Origin of the sequence: Waltera acetigignens, from assembly GCF_025567015.1 — a bacterium.
GTDB lineage: Bacteria > Bacillota > Clostridia > Lachnospirales > Lachnospiraceae > Acetatifactor > Acetatifactor acetigignens.
In genome coordinates this window covers 139,406-159,139 of record NZ_JAOQJO010000006.1, presented here as the reverse complement: position 1 = coordinate 159,139, position 19,734 = coordinate 139,406, and the positions used below count along the sequence as shown (strand labels likewise).

General features: G+C 43.7%; 18 protein-coding genes and 1 pseudogene. 15 read left to right on the top strand and 4 right to left on the bottom strand.

Going from position 1 to position 19,734, the window contains the following annotated elements:
- From OCV96_RS07960 to OCV96_RS07950, 3 genes and pseudogenes are all read left to right on the top strand, one after another.
- Positions 1-1,057 (top strand): annotated as a pseudogene (locus OCV96_RS07960) (IS1182 family transposase); the annotation flags it as partial.
- A 44-nt stretch (positions 1,058-1,101) separates the two neighbouring features.
- Entirely contained in the window at positions 1,102-2,901 is a 1,800-nt protein-coding gene (locus tag OCV96_RS07955) for a B12-binding domain-containing radical SAM protein (protein ID WP_262594146.1), read from the top strand.
- Positions 2,902-2,983: 82 nt separating this feature from the next.
- A complete protein-coding gene (locus tag OCV96_RS07950; RefSeq protein WP_227062484.1) occupies positions 2,984-3,730 on the top strand; it encodes a 3'-5' exonuclease in 747 nt (248 codons plus the stop codon).
- On the opposite strand, the gene OCV96_RS07945 is transcribed toward OCV96_RS07950, so the two are convergent.
- On the bottom strand, positions 3,672-4,322 hold the full coding sequence (locus OCV96_RS07945; protein WP_227062486.1) for a hypothetical protein: 651 nt from the start codon (positions 4,320-4,322) through the stop codon (positions 3,672-3,674). The two genes, OCV96_RS07950 and OCV96_RS07945, sit on opposite strands and share 59 nt — an antisense overlap.
- Before the next feature lie 218 nt (positions 4,323-4,540).
- Between OCV96_RS07945 and OCV96_RS07940 the strand changes: the two genes are divergently transcribed.
- The 8 genes from OCV96_RS07940 (at position 4,541) to OCV96_RS07905 (ending at position 11,826) form a co-directional block, all read left to right on the top strand.
- On the top strand, positions 4,541-6,016 hold the full coding sequence (locus OCV96_RS07940) for a VanW family protein (RefSeq protein WP_117465178.1): 1,476 nt from the start codon (positions 4,541-4,543) through the stop codon (positions 6,014-6,016).
- A 10-nt stretch (positions 6,017-6,026) separates the two neighbouring features.
- Positions 6,027-7,061, top strand: a complete 1,035-nt coding sequence (locus tag OCV96_RS07935; protein ID WP_262594141.1) for an AIR synthase-related protein — start codon at positions 6,027-6,029, stop codon at positions 7,059-7,061.
- A 14-nt stretch (positions 7,062-7,075) separates the two neighbouring features.
- Positions 7,076-7,558, top strand: a complete 483-nt coding sequence (locus OCV96_RS07930) for an Lrp/AsnC family transcriptional regulator (RefSeq protein ID WP_118730750.1) — start codon at positions 7,076-7,078, stop codon at positions 7,556-7,558.
- Positions 7,555-8,733, top strand: coding sequence for an aminotransferase class I/II-fold pyridoxal phosphate-dependent enzyme (locus tag OCV96_RS07925; protein ID WP_118538879.1), 1,179 nt, complete (start codon positions 7,555-7,557; stop codon positions 8,731-8,733). The genes OCV96_RS07930 and OCV96_RS07925 overlap by 4 nt, the downstream gene beginning before the upstream one ends.
- 245 nt (positions 8,734-8,978) lie before the next feature.
- The gene (locus OCV96_RS07920; RefSeq protein ID WP_262594137.1) at positions 8,979-9,875 is read left to right on the top strand and encodes a Fic family protein; all 897 of its coding nucleotides are present in this window, start codon (positions 8,979-8,981) and stop codon (positions 9,873-9,875) included.
- A 179-nt stretch (positions 9,876-10,054) separates the two neighbouring features.
- A complete protein-coding gene (locus OCV96_RS07915) occupies positions 10,055-10,588 on the top strand; it encodes a hypothetical protein (protein WP_262594136.1) in 534 nt (177 codons plus the stop codon).
- 27 nt (positions 10,589-10,615) lie between these two features.
- Positions 10,616-11,113, top strand: a complete 498-nt coding sequence (locus OCV96_RS07910) for a tRNA (cytidine(34)-2'-O)-methyltransferase (RefSeq protein WP_154496578.1) — start codon at positions 10,616-10,618, stop codon at positions 11,111-11,113.
- 218 nt (positions 11,114-11,331) lie between these two features.
- Positions 11,332-11,826 carry a gamma carbonic anhydrase family protein gene (locus OCV96_RS07905; protein WP_262594135.1) on the top strand — a complete coding sequence of 165 codons (495 nt, stop codon included), beginning with the start codon at positions 11,332-11,334 and terminating at the stop codon, positions 11,824-11,826.
- Positions 11,827-11,852: 26 nt separating this feature from the next.
- On the opposite strand, the gene OCV96_RS07900 is transcribed toward OCV96_RS07905, so the two are convergent.
- From OCV96_RS07900 to pfkB, 3 genes are read right to left on the bottom strand one after another with little or no spacing between them, the layout of a single operon-like run.
- Complete coding sequence (locus tag OCV96_RS07900) at positions 11,853-12,605, bottom strand: DeoR/GlpR family DNA-binding transcription regulator (protein WP_119623249.1); 753 nt, start codon at positions 12,603-12,605, stop codon at positions 11,853-11,855.
- Positions 12,606-12,623: 18 nt separating this feature from the next.
- Positions 12,624-13,877 (bottom strand): zinc-binding dehydrogenase, encoded by a 1,254-nt coding sequence (locus tag OCV96_RS07895; protein ID WP_119623250.1) that lies wholly within the window; start codon positions 13,875-13,877, stop codon positions 12,624-12,626.
- Between the two features lie 5 nt (positions 13,878-13,882).
- Positions 13,883-14,815, bottom strand: a complete 933-nt coding sequence (pfkB, locus tag OCV96_RS07890; protein WP_119623251.1) for a 1-phosphofructokinase — start codon at positions 14,813-14,815, stop codon at positions 13,883-13,885.
- A 154-nt stretch (positions 14,816-14,969) separates the two neighbouring features.
- Between pfkB and OCV96_RS07885 the strand changes: the two genes are divergently transcribed.
- From OCV96_RS07885 to OCV96_RS07870, 4 genes are all read left to right on the top strand, one after another.
- A complete protein-coding gene (locus tag OCV96_RS07885) occupies positions 14,970-16,367 on the top strand; it encodes an FAD-dependent oxidoreductase (RefSeq protein ID WP_262594132.1) in 1,398 nt (465 codons plus the stop codon).
- Positions 16,368-16,423: 56 nt separating this feature from the next.
- On the top strand, positions 16,424-17,872 hold the full coding sequence (locus tag OCV96_RS07880) for an extracellular solute-binding protein (protein WP_119623253.1): 1,449 nt from the start codon (positions 16,424-16,426) through the stop codon (positions 17,870-17,872).
- An 85-nt stretch (positions 17,873-17,957) separates the two neighbouring features.
- Positions 17,958-18,839 carry a carbohydrate ABC transporter permease gene (locus OCV96_RS07875; RefSeq protein WP_119623254.1) on the top strand — a complete coding sequence of 294 codons (882 nt, stop codon included), beginning with the start codon at positions 17,958-17,960 and terminating at the stop codon, positions 18,837-18,839.
- Positions 18,840-18,855: 16 nt separating this feature from the next.
- Positions 18,856-19,716 (top strand): carbohydrate ABC transporter permease, encoded by an 861-nt coding sequence (locus OCV96_RS07870; RefSeq protein ID WP_262594130.1) that lies wholly within the window; start codon positions 18,856-18,858, stop codon positions 19,714-19,716.
- Positions 19,717-19,734 lie beyond the last annotated feature (18 nt).

Below are 19,734 nucleotides of genomic sequence, written 5' to 3'. Positions count from 1 at the left end.
CGTGGATGCCACCCATGTAAAAGCACGGGCAAACAGCAAAAAGATGCGGAAACGGATTGCAGATGAGGAAGCACTGTTCTTCGAAGAGCAGTTAAAGAAGGAAATCAACGAAGACCGGGAAGCGCATGGGAAAAAGCCTCTGAAAGAAAAGAAGGAAGATCCCAAAGATCCCCCCCTCCTGTGGTGGCAGCTCTGATGGAAAAGAAGAAAAAACGGTCAAGGAAAGTACAACGGATCCGGAAAGCGGATGGTTCCGAAAGGGTGAACATAAAAATGTTTTTGCGTATTCCGTGCAGACAGCCTGTGACAAAAACGGATGGATTCTGGGTTATAGTGTAAATCCCGGCAACCAGCATGACAGCCGGACATTTAAATCCCTGTATGATAAGATAAAAGACATTGGCATTCAGACACTGGTAGCCGATGCAGGATACAAAACACCAGCGATAGCAAAGTTACTTCTGGATGATGGTATCACACCGCTTCTACCGTATAAACGCCCCATGACCAAAGATGGTTTTTTCAAAAAAGCTGAGTATGTGTATGATGAATATTTTGACTGCTATGTATGCCCGAATGATCAGGTGCTGGCTTATCATACGACGAACCGTTCCGGATACCGGGAATACAAGAGCTGCGGAATCGTCTGTGAAGGATGTCTATATCTGAAGCAGTGCACAGAAAGCAGGGATCATGTGAAGGTAGTGACCCGGCATATCTGGGAGCCGTACATGGAAAAGTGTGAGGATATCCGGCATACGATTGGGATGAAGGAAGTGTATGCGCAACGGAAAGAGACCGTAGAGCGCCTCTTCGGAACAGCAAAAGAAAACCACGGATTCCGCTATACACAGATGATAGGAAAAGCCCGGATGGAAATGAAAGTCGGGCTTACGTTTGCCTGCATGAATCTGAAAAAACTGGCAAAGATGATAGCCAGGAAGGGAAAAAGGGGAGCCCAAAAGTGTTTATTATTGATCAAGTACACACTTTTTGAACCGAAAACAAGAAAAACGCTTCTGGAGTGCTGACCAAAAGCGTTTTGTCTACAGTCTGAGGAATTGTGGTGACACAATTCTTTTTTCTTAGTATAATAGTCCCATGAAATTCTTATTAACAGCTATTAATGCAAAATTCATACATTCCAATCCCGCCATATACAGCCTGCGGGCCTGTGTGGGAGAAAAATTAGAGCCTCATGTGGAACTAGCGGAGTTCACCATCAATGAGTCTCTGGAAAGTATTCTGGAGGGGATCTGGAAGCGTCAGCCAAAGGTAATAGGATTTTCCTGTTATATCTGGAACTGGAAGCTGATCCGGGAAATTCTGACGGAACTGCCGAAGATCCTGCCGGATACGGAGATCTGGCTGGGAGGACCGGAGGTTACCTATGACGGTCCGGGGCTTTTAAGAGAGTTCCCTCAGGTTACCGGAATCATGGTGGGAGAAGGAGAAGTCACGTTCCGGGAAGTACTGGAACAATATCTGCGGGAGGCAGAAACGGCCGGACAGTCTGAACAACAACCCGAATCCGACAGCACAGAACATCAGGTAGCAGACCGAAGGGGAACGGTTGCAGGAAAGTCTATGGTAGAACGTTTCGGACAGATTCCGGGATTATGTCTTGCTTCCGGTTATACGGCACCCAGAGACCTGACAGATCTGACTACACTTCCTTTTCTCTATGAGGATATGGAGCCCTTTACGAACCGGATCATCTATTATGAGACCAGCAGAGGATGTCCCTACCGGTGTAGCTATTGTCTGTCCTCCATAGATAAGAAGGTAAGACTACGTGACATAAGTGTCGTAAAGAGAGAACTTCAGTTTTTTCTGGACCAAAACGTGAAACAGGTGAAGTTTATTGACCGTACCTTTAACTGTGACCACAAACATGCCATGGAGATCTGGCGGTATATTTACGAACATGACAATGGTGTCACTAACTTCCATTTCGAGATTTCTGCGGACATTTTGCGCGAAGAAGAGATCGCATTGTTGAACCGCTTCCGTCCGGGACTGGCACAGCTGGAGATCGGGGTGCAGTCTACGAATCCGGAGACAATACGAGCTATTCACCGTGTCATGGATGTGGACAAGCTGGAGAAAATTGTTGCGGCCATTCACAGAGGACAGAATATTCATCAGCATCTGGATCTGATCGCCGGGCTGCCCTATGAGGATTATGAGAGTTTCGGCAGATCCTTCGACCGGGTCTACGGGATGCAGCCGGAGCAGCTGCAGCTGGGTTTCCTGAAAGTATTAAAAGGCTCCGATATGCATGTGCATGCACAGGAATACGGAATCCGTTATCTGGAACAGCCGCCGTATGAAGTGCTGTATACCAACTGGATCAGCTATGGCGAGATCCGGAGACTGAAACGGATCGAAGAAATGGTGGAGCTGTATTACAATAGCGGGCAGTTCACCCATACCCTGCCGGTTCTGGAAAAAGCATACCCCGGTCCCTTTGCCATGTATGAGGCACTGGCGGATTATTATCAGGAACAGGGATATTTTACCAACAGCCCCGCCAGAGCCTACCGGTATCAGATCTTATTGGAGTTCGCAGCGATGAAAGATCCGGCCAATCGTGAGATTTACAGAGAACTTCTGACTTATGATATGTACCTTCGGGAGAATCTGAAGAGCAGGCCTGCGTTTGCGGCAGAGATCACGGAAGAGGAAAAACAGGATATTCGCCGCTTTTATCAGACAGAAGAGCATGAGAGACATTATCTTTCTGCCTATGATCAGTATGACTGGAAACAGTTAAGCCGAATGACACACTTAGAACTGTTCCGATATCCGGAACCCCATTACGTGTTGTTTGATTATCAGGAGCGGAATCCGCTCAATTATGAAGCCAAGGTACAAGTGATCGGGTATCCGATATTATAAGTACAGGAGGAGCTCGGTTCATAAGAATTGAGGTAGGCAGTCAGAATATATCAGAAGTACTGTGGAAGGATAAGAAAATAGTATGTATGACACTTATGTCAGTATAGATTTGGAGACCACGGGCCTGAATCCCAAGAGAGATCGGATCATAGAGATCGGTGCGATCCGTGTGGAGCAGGGACAGATTGCGGAAGAATTTTCTACGTTTGTGGATCCGGGGCGGAAATTGGAAGAACGGATCACAGAACTGACAGGAATCCGGGACGAAGACCTTGCGGATGCACCTCAGCTGGATGAGGTTTTCCCCCAATTATTAGAATTTATGGGAGAATTACCGTTGCTGGGACACAGAATTTTGTTTGATTATTCTTTTTTGAAAAAAGCGGCAGTGGACCGGAAGATTACTTTTGAGAGATCGGCGGTGGACACTTTGCAGGTCGCCCGGAAATATCTGCCGGAACTGCCTCATCGTAATCTGGGGTATCTATGTCAGTATTATGAGATCCCGCATCATGCACACCGGGCTCTGGAGGATGCGAAAGCCACGGACCGGTTGTTCCGAAAGCTGGCAGAATTGTTTTATCAGGAGGAAACCGGTGGACAGGCATCGACAGAATCCGTCGAAAAGAAAGCAAACAATAATCTGTTTGAGCCGCAGCCATTACATTTTCAGGTAAAAAGAGATACGCCCGCGACGAAACCGCAAAAAGAGCGGTTATATCGTCTGGCAGAGCAGCATAAGATAACTTTGGAGGTCGATGTGGAAAAGCTTACCCGCAGTGATGCGAGCAGGCTTGCGGATAAGATTCTTGCAAAGTACGGACGATAGAATTACGTAAAGCGGAACGCAGTTCTTCCGCACGGAGGATCAGATCGGCAATTTTGTCATATTCCTCCCGGCCGGCATAGATTTTAGCCAGCGCATAGTAAGTATGGCTGACGTCGGTGCCGATGGAGACGGCATACGCGAGAACCGTTTCCGCATCTTCTGTCAGACCGGATTCCAGAAGCAGATCGGCCCATTGCTGCAGAGTACGTACCAGTACGGTGTAATTCTGATCATACTGGGACAGCGGTGTAATGTTCGCAGTGCCGTATTCCAACTTGAGGTCGGTGTTGGTGAAGCCTGTGAGATTTACGACCGGCTGTGTGGATAGATAGGTCAAAAGCTCCTTATATTCCCGGGCTTTTTCATCCTCCGACAGAGCATTCATGGGAAGTTTTTCCAGAGGAATCTTTACATAATCCAGACCATCAAGGGGTTTTTTGCGGACAGAGTTGGCCTTTTTTTCCCGGTCCCAGAATTCCTGCTCTTTCTTCTCGGTAAGGGCTCGCTGACGACGTGTATTCTGTGCCACAACAAGGATGGTATACACGAAAACAATAAATATGAATAAACTTGCCAAAAACTTTAAACTCATATATAATATCCTTTCAGAGTAAAAGTGATTTTTGAAGCATTTATGGAGGTTTTTACCATGTTTAATATGAATAATAAAAAAGTAAAACAGCGAATCTCCGCAGCTATCATCGTGCTGCTTGTGATTGCTATGATCGTACCTACTATAACATCTATTTTCTACTAATTCAACTGCGGATGGAACAGTAGATGTGCCCGAAGGAAGGGCAGAGGAGTATTATGAATAAGTATCGTAAGGGGTTTTACGGCATTCTGTTATTGACTTTGACAATGCTGTTCGGAATGACAGCGCAGGCCAAGACAGATGATACTATTAAGACAGGAATTTATGCCGGGGATGTGGAACTATCCGGAATGACGGCACAGGAAGCAACAGCGGTTATCGAAGAACATATCGAAAGTCTGAAGGATGTGGAGATCACACTGCTTGCGGCAAATGATCACGATGTGACCACCACAGCCGGAGATCTGGGTGTGACCTGGAAAAATCCTGAGCTGGTGCAGGAAGCATTGGAACTGGGGACACATGGAAATGTCATTGAGCGTTACAAGATCCTGATGGATCTGCAGCATGAAAATTACGTATATCCCATTGAACTGGATTTTGACTTACAGGCGATCAACGATCTGCTGACCAGATGCACTAAGTATGATCAGGAAGCCATCAACGTCTCTCTGAAGCGGGACGGCGGTAAATTTACCGTAGTGGAAGGTCAGACCGGATATGTGTTGGATGTGGAGAAATCTATCGATGCGGTATATGACTATCTGACAGAAGAATGGAATCATGAGGCCTGCAGCATTCCTTTGGAGATCGTAGTGGATGAGCCGAAGGGAAGTGCTGAGGAACTGGCACAGGTAACGGATGTATTGGGAAGCTTTACCACATCTTATAAGACATCCGGATCCTCCAGAAGTGCAAATGTGGCGAACGGCTGCAGTCTGATCAACGGAACGACTCTGTATCCGGGAGAAGAATTTTCTACTTATAAGACGGTATCTCCTTTTTCCGTGGCGAACGGCTATTACATGGCGGGTTCTTATGTCAGCGGAAAAGTGGTAGACAGTCTGGGCGGCGGTATCTGCCAGGTATCCACTACCCTGTACAATGCAGTATTACTTGCGGAGCTGGAAGTAACGGAACGTTATAATCATTCCATGATCGTAGGCTATGTGGATCCTTCCGCAGATGCAGCGATCGCGGAGAGCTCCGGCAAAGATTTTAAGTTTGTAAATAATACAGATGCACCGATCTACATAGAAGGCTATACGCATGACAAGCAGATCACGTTTAACATCTATGGCAAGGAGACCAGAGCTGCCGGACATTCGGTACGTTATGAAAGTGAAGTGCTGGAGACGATCACACCCCCTGCGGATCAGATTTATGCGGATGCCGGTCAACCCATCGGTTATATCGTAACAGAGAGTGCGCATATCGGCTATAAGGCAAGACTGTGGAAGATCACGATGGAAAACGGTGTAGAGGTCAGCAGAGAACAGGTCAACAGCAGTACTTATAAGATGGTGCCCCGCAGTGCCACTGTGGGAACCGCTACCTCGGATCCCCAGGCGTATGAAGAGATCATGGCAGCTATCAGTACAGCGAATATTGACCATGTGAAAAATGTGGCAGCAGCGTTAAATGCAAGAGCAGCAGCGGCTGCTGGGCAGACAGAAATCGTAGACGACTAAAGGTGAGACAATGAACAGCGGTAAGGTACCCGTGAACGTCTTGAAACGTTCCGTTCTCAGACAACTGAAGAATAAAAGATCGGAAATAGCAAATAGCGCAGGTCTGGGGGCAGACTGCGCTATTTTTGAGCCTTTTTCGGAGGGGCAGCTGGTGACCTGTGTTCAGGAGGGCGTAGTGGAGCTTTGCTGTGAGAACGATCTGGCGGAAGCGGAAAGAGAAGATCCATCCGTGATGCCTATGCGTCGCTTTTTCCAGAAATGTGCCAACAATCTGGCAACTGCCGGTGCAGAGCCCGTGGCAGCGGAATTGGTGATCTTCCTGCCGGAGAGCGTGGAAGAACCGGAATTGAAAGCACTGATGTCCGAAGCGGAAGGTATTGCCGCAGAGTTAAACATACAGATTATCGGCGGACAGACCAGAGTAAGTTCCGCGGTACGGCAGCCCCTGGCCACGGTGACCGGATATGGCATCCGCAAGACTGGTGCGGTGCAGATGGATGTGCGGAAGAAGCTGGCGGGACAGGATATTATCATTACGAAATGGATCGGCCTGGAAGGCACTGCGGATCTGGCGGCCCGGAACCAGGAAGAACTCCTGACGAGATACCCGGCGTATCTGGTGGAAGAAGCTGCGGCGTTTGATCGGTATTATTCTATTTTGCCGGAGGCCGCTACCGCCGTGAAGTCCGGCGGTTGTACCATGCATGATATTTCCGAAGGCGGTGTATTTGCAGCGCTGTGGGAGATGGCAGAGGGTGCAGGTGTTGGACTGACAATAGATATGAAGAAACTTCCTCTCAGACAGGAGACAGTGGAGGTATGTGAATTCTGTAATGTAAATCCGTATGAACTCAGATCCGGCGGCAGCCTGATCATTGCAAGCCCGGAGGGAACCGCAGTGGTGGAAGCACTGGCGGCAGAGGGAATTCCGGCAGTGATCGTAGGAAGATTTACAGACAGTAATGAACGACTGATCCTGAATGAGGACGAAGTTCGTTATATGGATCGTCCTCAGAGAGATGAGATCTATAAAGAAACAGAATAAAAGGAGATAGAGGCATGAGAGAAGAATTATTAGCGATCATAGAGAAGAACAGCAGGATCGATCTGAAGGAACTGGCAGTGATCCTGGGAGTGGAAGAGATCGATGTGGTAAATGAACTGGCAGCACTGGAAGCAGAAGGGATCATCTGCGGTTATCATACCCTGATCAACTGGGAAAAAACAGATATTGAGAAAGTAAGCGCACTGATTGAGGTACGTGTGACTCCCCAGAGAGGACAGGGGTTTGACAGCATTGCCGAGCGTATCTACAAATATCCCGAAGTACGCAGCGTATATCTGATGTCCGGAGCTTATGATCTGATGGTCATTCTGGAAGGCAAGACCCTGCGAGAGGTATCCAATTTTGTATCTGACAAGTTGTCTACACTGGATTCCGTACTTAGCACTGCGACCCATTTCATCCTGAAGAAATACAAGGATCACGGAACCGCATTTGCTGTAAAAAAAGAAGATGAAAGAGAGATGATCACCCCATGAGAAATCCATTAGCTGATAAAGTAGTGGATATCAAACCATCGGGTATCCGCAAATTTTTTGATATTGTAAGTGAGATGCAGGATGCAATCTCTCTCGGTGTGGGAGAACCGGACTTCGACACTCCCTGGCACATCCGGGATGAGGGCATCTATTCCCTGGAAAAGGGAAGAACCTTTTACACCTCCAATGCAGGTCTGAAGGATCTGCGTCAGGAGATCTGCAACACGATCCAGAGAAAACAGGGTGTAACCTATGACTGGCAGCACGAAGTGCTGGTAACGGTCGGTGGTTCCGAGGCTATCGACATCGGACTGCGTGCCATGTGTAATCCGGGAGACGAAGTGCTGATCCCCCAGCCCAGTTATGTATCCTATGAGCCCTGTGCGGTCCTGGCAGGAGCAACGCCGGTGATCATTGATCTGAAGGCGGAGAATGAATTCCGCCTGACTGCAGAGGAACTGGAAGCAGCGATCACGGACAAGACAAAAGTGTTGATCCTTCCTTTCCCGAACAACCCTACCGGTGCCATCATGGAGAAGTCTGATCTGGAAGCCATTGCGAAAGTTATCGAAGAACATGACATTTTTGTTATGTCTGACGAGATCTATTCTGAGCTTACTTATAAAGAGAAGCATGTGTCCATCGTCAGCCTGCCCGGCATGAAGGAGCGTACCATTTACATTAACGGTTTCTCCAAGGCTTATGCCATGACCGGTTGGAGACTGGGCTATTGCTGCGGACCGGCTGCTATCATCCAGCAGATGACGAAGATCCATCAGTTTGCCATTATGTGTGCACCTACCACCAGCCAGTATGCGGCAGTGGAAGCATTGAAAAACGGAGATCCCGACATCGAGGAGATGCGCACGGCCTATAATCAGAGAAGACGCTTTCTGATGAATGCGTTTCGTGAAATGGGACTGGAATGCTTTGAGCCTTACGGCGCATTCTATGTATTCCCCTGCATCAAGGAATTCGGCATGACCAGTGAAGAATTTGCCACCCGTTTCCTGGAGGAGGAAAAAGTAGCTGCTGTACCCGGAACCGCATTCGGTGACAGTGGCGAGGGGTATCTTAGAATCTCCTATGCGTACTCCCTGGAGAAGCTGAAGATTGCCATCGGCAGACTGGGACATTTCGTAGAAAAATTAAGAGCAGAACAAAATAATAAATAGTTACAAGCATTTTTAAGTAACTATCCGGAATCGCAGTCCATAAGCGGTGTCGGATAGTTACTATGCTGTAGAGGATAAATTATGCATATGATATTACACCAGCCTGTACTGGAAAGAGTGCTATTCTTCAATTATTAATCTGTTTTTATCGGCAAGATATAAATGGATTTTAAAAGTAAAAAACTTGAGATATATTGCCGATAGTAATATAATATTTCCGGTGAGCCGTTTTACGGAGGTTGTGTATGAAATATGTAAATGTAAATGAAATAGCTGCAAAATGGAATTTATCAGAAAGAAGTGTAAGAAATTATTGTGCCCATGGAAAAATTCCGGGTGTAATTCTTGATGGGAAAACATGGAGGATTCCGGAGGATGCCGTAAAGCCGGTCAGAAAGAAACGAGCGGAAAAAATAGCAAATGATCTTTTGACCAGATTAAAAATGGAAAAGGAAGCAGGGATACCGGGAGGAATATATCATAAGGTTCAGATCGAACTGACATATAATTCGAATCATATGGAAGGCAGCCGCTTGACCCATGATCAAACCAGATATATTTTTGAAACGAATACGATTGGAATTCAGGATGAAGTTGTGAATGTGGATGATATTGTTGAAACAGCCAATCATTTCCGATGCATTGATCAAATAATAGAGTTGGCAAACTATCCCCTGAGTGAGGCATTTATTAAACAGTTACATTATATTTTGAAATCAGGAACGTCAGATAGCAGAAAAACGTGGTTTGCTGTTGGTGAATATAAACGTTTTGAAAATGAGGTCGGAGGAAGCGCAACCGCAAAGCCCGCCGATGTATCCGGAGAAATGCGGAATTTATTAAAAAGATATAATCTTTCAAAACAAAAGACGTTGAAGGAAATAATACAATTTCATTATGAATTTGAGAAGATACATCCTTTTCAGGATGGAAATGGCCGTGTTGGAAGATTAATTATGTTTAAGGAGTGCCTCCGTAATGGAATTACCCCTTTTATTATCGAGGATGATATAAAGGAATTCTACTATCGGGGGCTGAAGGGATGGAAGAACGAACAGGGATATCTTATGGATACCTGTCTGACTGCTCAGGATAGATTTAAGGTATACATGGATTATTTTGGACTGGAGTATAAGGATTAAAAACTATATTTTTTACGGAATCAGGAATGAATTCAAGTCTTAATTGCATACCGGGTCCCTGAGCCAGCTTCTGGACTCATTAGCGGAATATCCTGCAAAGCAGGATATAAAGTGCGATAGCACGAATTCGTGAGCTTATAATTGATATAAAAGAAGACAGATAAATTGAGGTGAAGACTATGGATTATCAGGGAGTACTTGGTCGTTTTACATATGATAACGGAACAGATATCCGGAACCGCATATCGGCAGTAGAAGCCGGTGATTATCGGGAAAATAGGGATATTATCAACGAGATCGTCCTGTGGAAGATGAATCGCAGACCGCAGGTGACAGAGGAATTGATAGATGCCATCTTTTCATTAAAGGAGATCAAAACCCCGTTACAGGTACTGATGGATGAAAAGACAGAGAGGGTTGTAGAAAAATTACTGCAAACGAAGGGAATGCAGCTTCCAATGGCGAGTACGGTATTGCATTTTTATTACCCAGAGATATTCCCCATTATTGATCAGAGGGCGTATCGGGAGCTTTATGCTATGGATTATCCCAAAACGATGACGAAGATCCCCATGCTGACAGAGCTCTATCTCAAGTACATAAAAGATTGTTGGGAGTATCAACAGGAGAAGTGCCCGGAAATTGCATTTTCTCAGATAGATAAAGTCCTGTATCAGTTAGATAAGGAAAAAGGTAATAAAGTAATATATTAATTGAGCAATAGAACGAAAAGGAGAATTATGCATATTATATTACACCAGCCGGAGATCCCGGCAAACACCGGAAATATTGGAAGAACCTGTGTGGCTACCGGCACCAGCCTGCATCTGATCGAGCCGTTAGGCTTCCGTTTAAATGAAAAAGAGATCAAGAGAGCCGGTATGGACTACTGGCAGCATCTGGATGTCACCAGGTATATGAATTTTCAGGAGTTCCGGGAAATGCATCCCGGAGCGAAGATCTGGATGGCAACCACGAAAGCACACCAGACCTACACCGATGTGAAATTCGGACCGGACGATTACATCATGTTCGGCAAGGAAAGCGCCGGAATCCCCGAAGAGATCCTCGTAGAGCATGAAGAGACCTGCATCCGTATCCCTATGCTTCCCGAGATCCGTTCACTGAACCTGTCCAATTCCGTAGCCATTGTGCTCTACGAGGCACTGAGACAGCAGGGATTCGAGAGCATGCAGAGGGATGGAGAGCTGCACCGGCTGCATTGGAAAGAATCATAAGACGGTAAAAGGAACAATTCGGAGGAAGGTTCCTTTTTGATTGGAAAAAATGTATTAAATCATAAAATATTGGTCAGAAAAAATGTTGAATATACAATTGATTTGATCGGAAAAAATGTTGTAAATTATATGATATTGCTCAGAAAAAATGTGATAAACTATATGTTACGAAGAAGAGTATTGTAACAAAATAAGAACAGAACAGGAGCAGAGAATATATGCAGATCCATGATACAGCATTTATAGCGCCCGGAGCAGTGGTGCTGGGAGATGTGACGATTGGAGAAAACAGCGGAATCTGGTACAATGCGGTGGTCCGAGGCGACAGGGACTCCATTGTCATCGGCAGAGAGAGCAATATTCAGGACAATGCGGTAGTGCATCTTGGCAGCGGATATCCGGTGGAGATCGGAGATCATGTGACCATTGGGCACGGTGCGATTATCCACGGTTGTAAGATCGGTGACAATACCATGATCGGGATGGGAGCCATCCTGATGAACGGCTGCAAGATTGGGAAAAACTGTATCATCGGTGCCGGAGCGTTGGTGACACAGAATGTGGAGATTCCGGATAATTCACTGGTTATTGGGAATCCTGGGAAAGTAAAACGGGAGGTTACCAAAGAAGAGATCCGGCGGAATCTGGAGAATGCGCAGCTTTATGTGGAAGAAGCGCAGGAAGAAATGAAAGCCGCTGCACATAATGAGTAATGCAGCGGCCTTGCTTAACAAATAAATTAGTATACAGAAATTCCCTTTGCTGTGAAAAATTGTTTCTGTTCCTGTGACAGTTGATGGTCACTGACTAAAATGTCAATCTGCTCTGCAGTGCAGATACGATGCGTATTGATCAAACCATATTTTCCGGAATCCATAAGAACCATTACATGACGGGAATGTGATAATGCAATTCTTTTTAAAAAGCAATCAGCTTCTGATTCACAGGAAAAACCAAATTCAGGGCTGAAACTTGTGGTTCCCAGAATGCATATGTCGAAATGATAATTCTGTGCCTGCAATACTGCCTGAGGACCTGCGACGCTTAAGCTATAGCGGTTCATTTCTCCACCTAATAAATGCACTTTTGGCTGTGACAGTCTGGATAGTTCTGTTGCACAACTGATACCACAGGTATATATTTCATAGGCTGCATCCGGAAGCGTACGACAAAATAATGTTGTTGTAGATCCAGAATCAATGAAAAGGGTTGCATTATGAGGAAGAAGGTTCACGGCTTTCTGCGCAATCTCTAATTTTTCCGATTGTTTTCTGGTAGCACGGGCGAGATATAATCCATCGGTGCCGGCTAATGTCTCCACACTGCGGGCACCTCCATGAATACGGATTACTTTTCCCATTTCATCCAGATATTTTAAGTCAGTACGAAGTGTCATATCAGAAATATCGGGAAAAGATTCCTTTAATTTAGAAAAGGAAATTTGTCCTTCCTCGTTAATTAATGCAACGATTTGCTCTCTGCGCCTTATCAAAAATAGTACCTCCTATTTTTATGCCCAGTGGGCTAAAAGATATTCTTCTGCCTCTGGACACCATAATCCACCGTGTGCTTGTGTGATATTATACAAATCTCTAAATCTGAAATCTTTTTCCCCAAGAGACTTAAAATCTTCAATAGCAGTTAAAGGCATATCAATATGGGTATAGATAAGCTTTTTACCACCGGGAATCTTGGGAAGATTTAAAGTAGTATCAGCAGCAACATTTAATCCGCCAATATGAGTAACCATAACAGAAGGATGAATCAATCCGGCCGCAGACATTTGTAATGATTCTTTAATATCATCCGTATTACCACCTGTAGTACCAATTACATGATTAGCATTGTAATGTACATTGTAATAATTTAGGGATGCAGAAAATTGTTTGTCTGTAGGTCCTGCAAAAAAGTTCAGACAGCCGTCTTTTCCTAAAATTGATGAGGATAATTCACAAATACTGGCAATGGGAGCCATACAAAATACATCATCATAACCAAGAGGAGAAAACTGCAGCAGATAAGCACTGACATCGGCAATAGCTGAAGTATTCTCAAACCGGATTGTGATTCCTATTTTAGCATATTCTTCAGTGGGGAAGAATTTCCTGGCACGGGATAAACGTTCCTCATTGATATCTGTTACTACAAGAAGGCTTGGATGGTTCTCTATATGAAGTGCATAATCAATCAGCCCAAGCCCCATAGGCCCGGCAGCGGCAAGAGCACACATGGAACCGCCCTTTTTAATTCCCATTTCATGGACATAACTGCCCGGCTCTGAGTGATAGCATGCATGCATAGCACCTATGCAGCAGGACATAGGCTCAGCCAGGGAAGCCTCATAATAAGCACGCCCATGATATTCCATGAGACACCCCAATTCCATTACCTCATTAGGAATAATGCAGTAGGTACAATCACCACCAAAGAATTCATAGGAATATCCAGGAGACCACATGGTTCCTTTATAATTCAAAGCAGGCTGTTGGGCAAAGCGCATACCCGGTTTGAACTGATTCTGCCATTTTTTACCTACTTTGATAATGTCACCGGCAAATTCGTGCCCCATTATGGTAGGATGGGTATCTACATTTTGGGGAACACGCTTGTGCGCCTTACCTTGAATAGCACATTTGTAAGTGGACATACAGATACTATCAGAAACAATCTTTACCAGAATTTCATCATCTTTGATTTCGGGAAGTTCGAATTCTTCTGTTCTTAAATCGTTAGCACCATACAATCTGACTGCTTTTGTTTTCATTAAAATTATACCTCCATAATTTTTACTTGTCCATATAGAGAATTTACAGTGTCCAGAGGGGGAACCTGTGTGCCACCCATAGTTACACTTGCAGAACCGAAGGCGACAGCAAGCCTGCAGGCATCCAGTGCAGAACGCTTTTGAGATTCACAATAAGCGAGAGCAGCAACCATGGAATCACCTGCACCTACGGTACTGGCTACGTCTACTTTAGGGCAGAAAGCCCGGTAACAATGATCCGCATCGACATAAATGGCACCATTATCTCCCATAGATACCATTACTTTTTGGATTCCCTGATGTATCAGTTTCAAGGCTGCGTCAATTACATCTTCATCAGAAGATAAAGTCTGGCCACAATAAGAAGAAAGCTCATCTATATTAGGCTTGATCAGATAGGGATGAGCCAGAACACCTTTGAGGAAACCTTCACCATCAGCATCAAGGAAAGTTTTTACCTTTTGAGCATTGGCAAACCGGATCAGCTCCTCGTATACCATGTCAGGAAGGCCTTTTGGTATAGAGCCTGCCAATATAAGACAGTCACCCTCTTTGATATTGGAAAACAAAGTATCTTTAAATAAAGAATAGTTTTGTTCAGTAATAAGAGGCCCAGGTTCATTAATATCCGTATTTGAATGGTTTAGTGGATCAATAATCTTCAGATTCGTTCTTGTATCGCCTTCCACATGGGTTACAAGTGGCTGAATCAGGGGATGCTTCATAATAAAATCTTCAATATATTGTCCGGAAGAACCGCCGGAGAGCAGAACCGCAGTACTGGGTTCATTCATTGCTTCCAGACATTTAGATACATTTAATCCTTTGCCGCCAGCATCCTGACGAATGCATTGTATTCTATTTACAGTACCTGCTTTAAAATCTGGAATTACTACCGTTTTATCTACAGCAGGATTTAAGGTAACAGTAAATATCATACAAAATCACCTCCTTATAAATTTTTGTTACGACAACTATATCACAAATAAACTTTTGTTTCAACAATTAAATTTAAAAAACATGTTGAAATAAAACCTACTATGCGCTATAATGCTTTTATAACAAAAGAAAATACAAAAGGAGGTCTGCTAAATGGGCAGTAAAATATTTGAATTTACAGAACCTGTAAAGGAAATAGAGACGGACATTCTGGTAGCAGGTGCCGGTCCGGGAGGAACCTGTGCAGCAATAGCAGCCGCCAGAAGCGGTGCGAAAGTATTATTAGTTGAACAGGGAAATTGTGCAGGTGGAATGGTGACCCAGGGACTGGTAGGACCTTTTATGACTTGCTATGATAAATCCGGAGAACATATGATAATTCGTGGACTCTTTGAAGAAGTGGTAGACCGTATGATAGAAAAAGGCGGTGCGATTCATCCTTCTGAGGTACGAAAGAAGACGGCGTACACTTCTTGGATTGAAAAGGGACATGATCATGTAACACCCTTTAAGACAGAAACCTTAAAACTGGTATTGGATGAAATGCTCGAAGAAGCAAGGGTAAAAGTTTTGTATCATACTACTTTTGTACAACCTGTACTACATGGATGTAATATCAAAGGAGCAATTGTTTTTTCAAAAGCTGGTTTCGAAAAAATAAACGCAAAAGTAGTAATTGATGCGACCGGTGATGCGGATGTAGCATATAGGGCGGGTGCAGCCTGCGAATATGGAAACAATCAACTGGGAATTGTTCAGCCTGCAACAATGTTTTTCCATATATCTAATGTGGATTCTGCAAAATTAGAGGCCGATATTGAAGCAAATAAGGATAATTTTTATCGTAAAGATGGTGTAAACTATCGGAGCTTCCATTGGTGGGTAGAGAAAGCAAGGGAAAATGGAGACTGGGATTTTGAGAGAACATCGCTTGGATTGTTCAAAGGAGTCGATGATGACGAATGGTTTGTTAATACTTCCCGGATTAATGGAGTGGACGCTACAAATAATGAATCCCTTACATATGCAGAAAGGGAAGGAAGAAAACAGGCAGACATGATTTTCCGAATGATTAAAAAATATGTACCCGGATGTGAGAATGCAAAACTGACGGAAACGGCATCTACCATTGGTATCCGTGAAAGTCGACATGTTGAAGGTGATTATCGGTTAGAGGTAGATGATATTCTGGAAGGAGAAGTGCCGGAAGACAGCATAATGGTCTGCGCTAATTCTGTAGATATTCATGGGAGATTCGGACCGAAAAGCAATGAATATCTGACCATGAGAAAAGGTGAGTATTACGGAGTCCCTTATGGATGTCTTGTACCGAAGAAGATAGAAAATCTATTGGTAGCGGGAAGAAGTATATCTGCGTCCTCGGAGGCGGCAGGAGCAATCCGTGTGACTCCCCCCGTTATGGCTATAGGACAGGCAGCAGGTGTTGCTGCAGCACTTTCTATTAAAGAACAATGTAGTGTGAGAATGGTGGATGTGCAGAAACTTCGTCAGTTACTGAAAGAACAGAAAGCATATTTAGGAGAGGTTTAGGTCGGAAAGACTTTAAACATATATTATGAAATGGAAGAGAATGGAGGAAATTATTTATGAAGAAAAAAATTATGTCTGTACTGTTAAGCACAGCAATGGTAGCAAGCATGCTGGCAGGATGTGGCTCTACAACGAATGAGGAGACTTCCGATGCGACAGTAGCAGCTACAAAAGCTGCAGCACAGGAGAGTACGGTTGCAGAAGAAGGCGGGAGTGAGACAACGGGAGACGGGGATTTGACTTCCTGGATTCTGGAGGATGACACTAATATGTCAGGGAAAGTAAATTTCTGGATTCCTTTTAAGGGAAATGCAGGAATGGATGACATGATTGCAGATTTCAATAAGACATATCCCAATATTGAAGTTACTCTAAATAGTTACTCTAATAACAGTGATGGAAATATGTCCGTAAATACAGCAATTATGTCTGGAGAGGTAGATGTATTGGCTTCTTTTGGCCTGACGCAGACATGGAACCGTTGGTCTAATAACCTGTTTGAAGATATTACCGACAGGGTGGAAAAGGAAGGTATAGATCTGGTTGCTAACTGGGGAACGGATGCATATAAGTATGAAGATCATATTTATACACTGCCTTGTGGTGGACTGAAATATTTTGTTTCCATTAATATGACTGACTGGAATGAAGCAGGATTAGGGGAGCTTCCTACGGAATGGACCTGGGACGAATATTTGGATGCCTGCGCCAAGATGACGAAGGTAGAAGATGGCAAGACGGTCGTATACGGAGGATCTGATTTTCACCAGATTGATTCCTTTACTTTTCCGAGACAGCAGGTAGAAGGTATTGACCGCTATTATGATGATTCTACGGGTCTGAGTGCTTTTAATGATCCTATCATTGTAAATTCCCTGAAAAGAGAGTTGAAGGCAGAGAAGGAAGATAAAATCTGGTATCCAAAGTCAGTATATCGCTCTGACAGTATTCAGGTACAAACTCCGTTTACCCAGGGCGAAACTGCCTCAGCGATATCTCCTACCATGATTCGTTTTATTCGTGATACCGAGAATTTTCCTACCGATTTTATTACCGGATTTGCACCGTATCCCGTAGAAGAAAAGGGGCAGGAGAACTATATGGCAGGAGCAAATATATTCTCTCATGTAGGTATTGCTACAGGATGTCAGAATGAAGAGGCAGCATGGGCATTTACTAAGTGGTATGCAACGTATGGATCTAAATACCTTACTCTGGCAGGACATATGTCCACTTGGAAGGGAACAGAAATCAGTGATCTGGTATCACTGGTGTTTGGCTCTGAGGAAGAAGCAGCCAAGATAATTGATATAAATTCCTTTAAGAGTGTGATTGGAGACACCAGCAAACCTACTTTCGTAGAGTCACATATGACAGCATATTCTGATGTGACCAGTGCAGTACAGGAAAATGCAATGTATGCATTTAATGATACCATGACGGCAGAAGATGCTATGAAAGCGGCAACAGAAGCAGCGGACGAAGCAATTCAGAACGATAAATAAAGGCATTAGTCGCAAAGAGAGCGGAGAGCTGGTATTACGACAGACCGCTCTCTTTTTGTAACAGTAAGGCGGAGGAGTATTACATATGTATAAGAAAAAAGAAACACTTATAGGATATGCGTTTGTTGCACCCGCATTAATCTCATTTTTTGTCTTAGTAGCATTTCCTTTCTTTTTTTCCATATTTCTGGCATTCACAAAATGGAATTTTTTGTCAGGATTTAAAGGAATTCAATGGGTAGGTTTGGAAAATTTTAAAAATCTTCTGGAGGATAAGCTTTTTATTCAGGCTATAAAAAATACCTTTTTTTATGCTATTACAACAGTTCCAGTTTCTATTGTGATTTCACTGATTCTGGCATATATCTTGAACGGAAAAATCTTTTTAAGAAAATTTTTAAGAATGTGTTTTTTTATTCCATATATTTCAAGTATTGTAGCGCTGGCTGCCGTATTCAAATTTCTTTTCCGTGAGGAGGGGCCGATTAATGATATGCTGATGAAGGTAAATATGATATCGGAGCCAATGAAGTGGCTGACGAATCCTTCTCTTTCCAGAGTGCCTATTGTCTTGATCCTGATTTGGTCGGCCATCGGATTTGAATTAATCGTTTATATGGCAGCAATACAAAACGTACCAAAAGAATTATACGAAGCGGCTGATATTGATGGAGCCAATAGCTTTCGAAAGTTCTGGAAAATCACATTTCCTATGATCTCTCCGACAACCTTCTATCTTGTGGTAGTTCGTATGATTGCAGCTTTTAAGGTTTTCTCTGCAATTAATATTATGACTACCGGTACGCAGGCAAAGGAAAATACCTCTATGGTAGTACTGATTTACGGCAATGCCTTTTCGGATTACAAATTCGGCTATGCATCAGCAGAAGCTGTTGTATTGTTCTTTATTATTCTGGCAGTAACAATAGTGAATTTTATAGGTCAGAAGAAATGGGTTCATTACTAAATTGGAGGAAATTGAAATGGGAAAAATGGAAAAACAGCCGAGAATTAACAGAAGGAAACTGGTAATTTGTATAGTGAAAACCATTATCATAAGTGCTATAGCAATTCTGTTTGTAATGCCATTGATATGGATGGGATTATCAGCACTTAAGACTACAAATGAGGTTTTTGCCCATCCCTTTAAATGGCTTCCAGCAAAGCCCATGTGGTCGAACTTCAAGCAGGTATGGTGCGTAGAAAATGTAAATATGATGAAATCCTACGGCAATTCCATTATTATTGTATTTTTTTCTACGGTCGGACAGATTGCCATAGCGTCTCTGGCAGCGTATGCTTTTGCTAAAATTCAGTTTAAGGGAAAAAATTTTGTGTTCATGATGTTTCTGGCTTCTATGATGATTCCGGGACAGGTAACGATTATTCCAAGATTTATGTTGTTTAAGAGCATGGGGCTTTATAATACTCTGTGGTCCTGTATTTTACCGTTCTGGTTTTCAACGACGGCTATTTTTATGTTGCGTCAGTTTTATATCGGATTACCCAATGATTTAATGGAAGCTGCAAAAATCGATGGTGCAGGACATTTCCGGATATTCCTACAGGTATTAATGCCATTAACCAAGCCTGCTATGATTACGTTGGTTATTCTTGCTTTTATTGGATCCTGGAACGAATATCTGTCTCCATTGATCTTTATTACCAAACAGGAAAAATATACAGTTGCACAAGCAATCCGCTGGTATTTACTGGATGAATTGCAAAGATATGATCTTACAATGGCAGCAGCAACTATTGCTATAGTACCTGTTATTATTTTGTTTATTTCCTGTCAGAAATATTTTGTAGAAGGAATTGCCACCAGTGGGGTTAAGGGTTAAAAATTCTTCCGGAAGGGT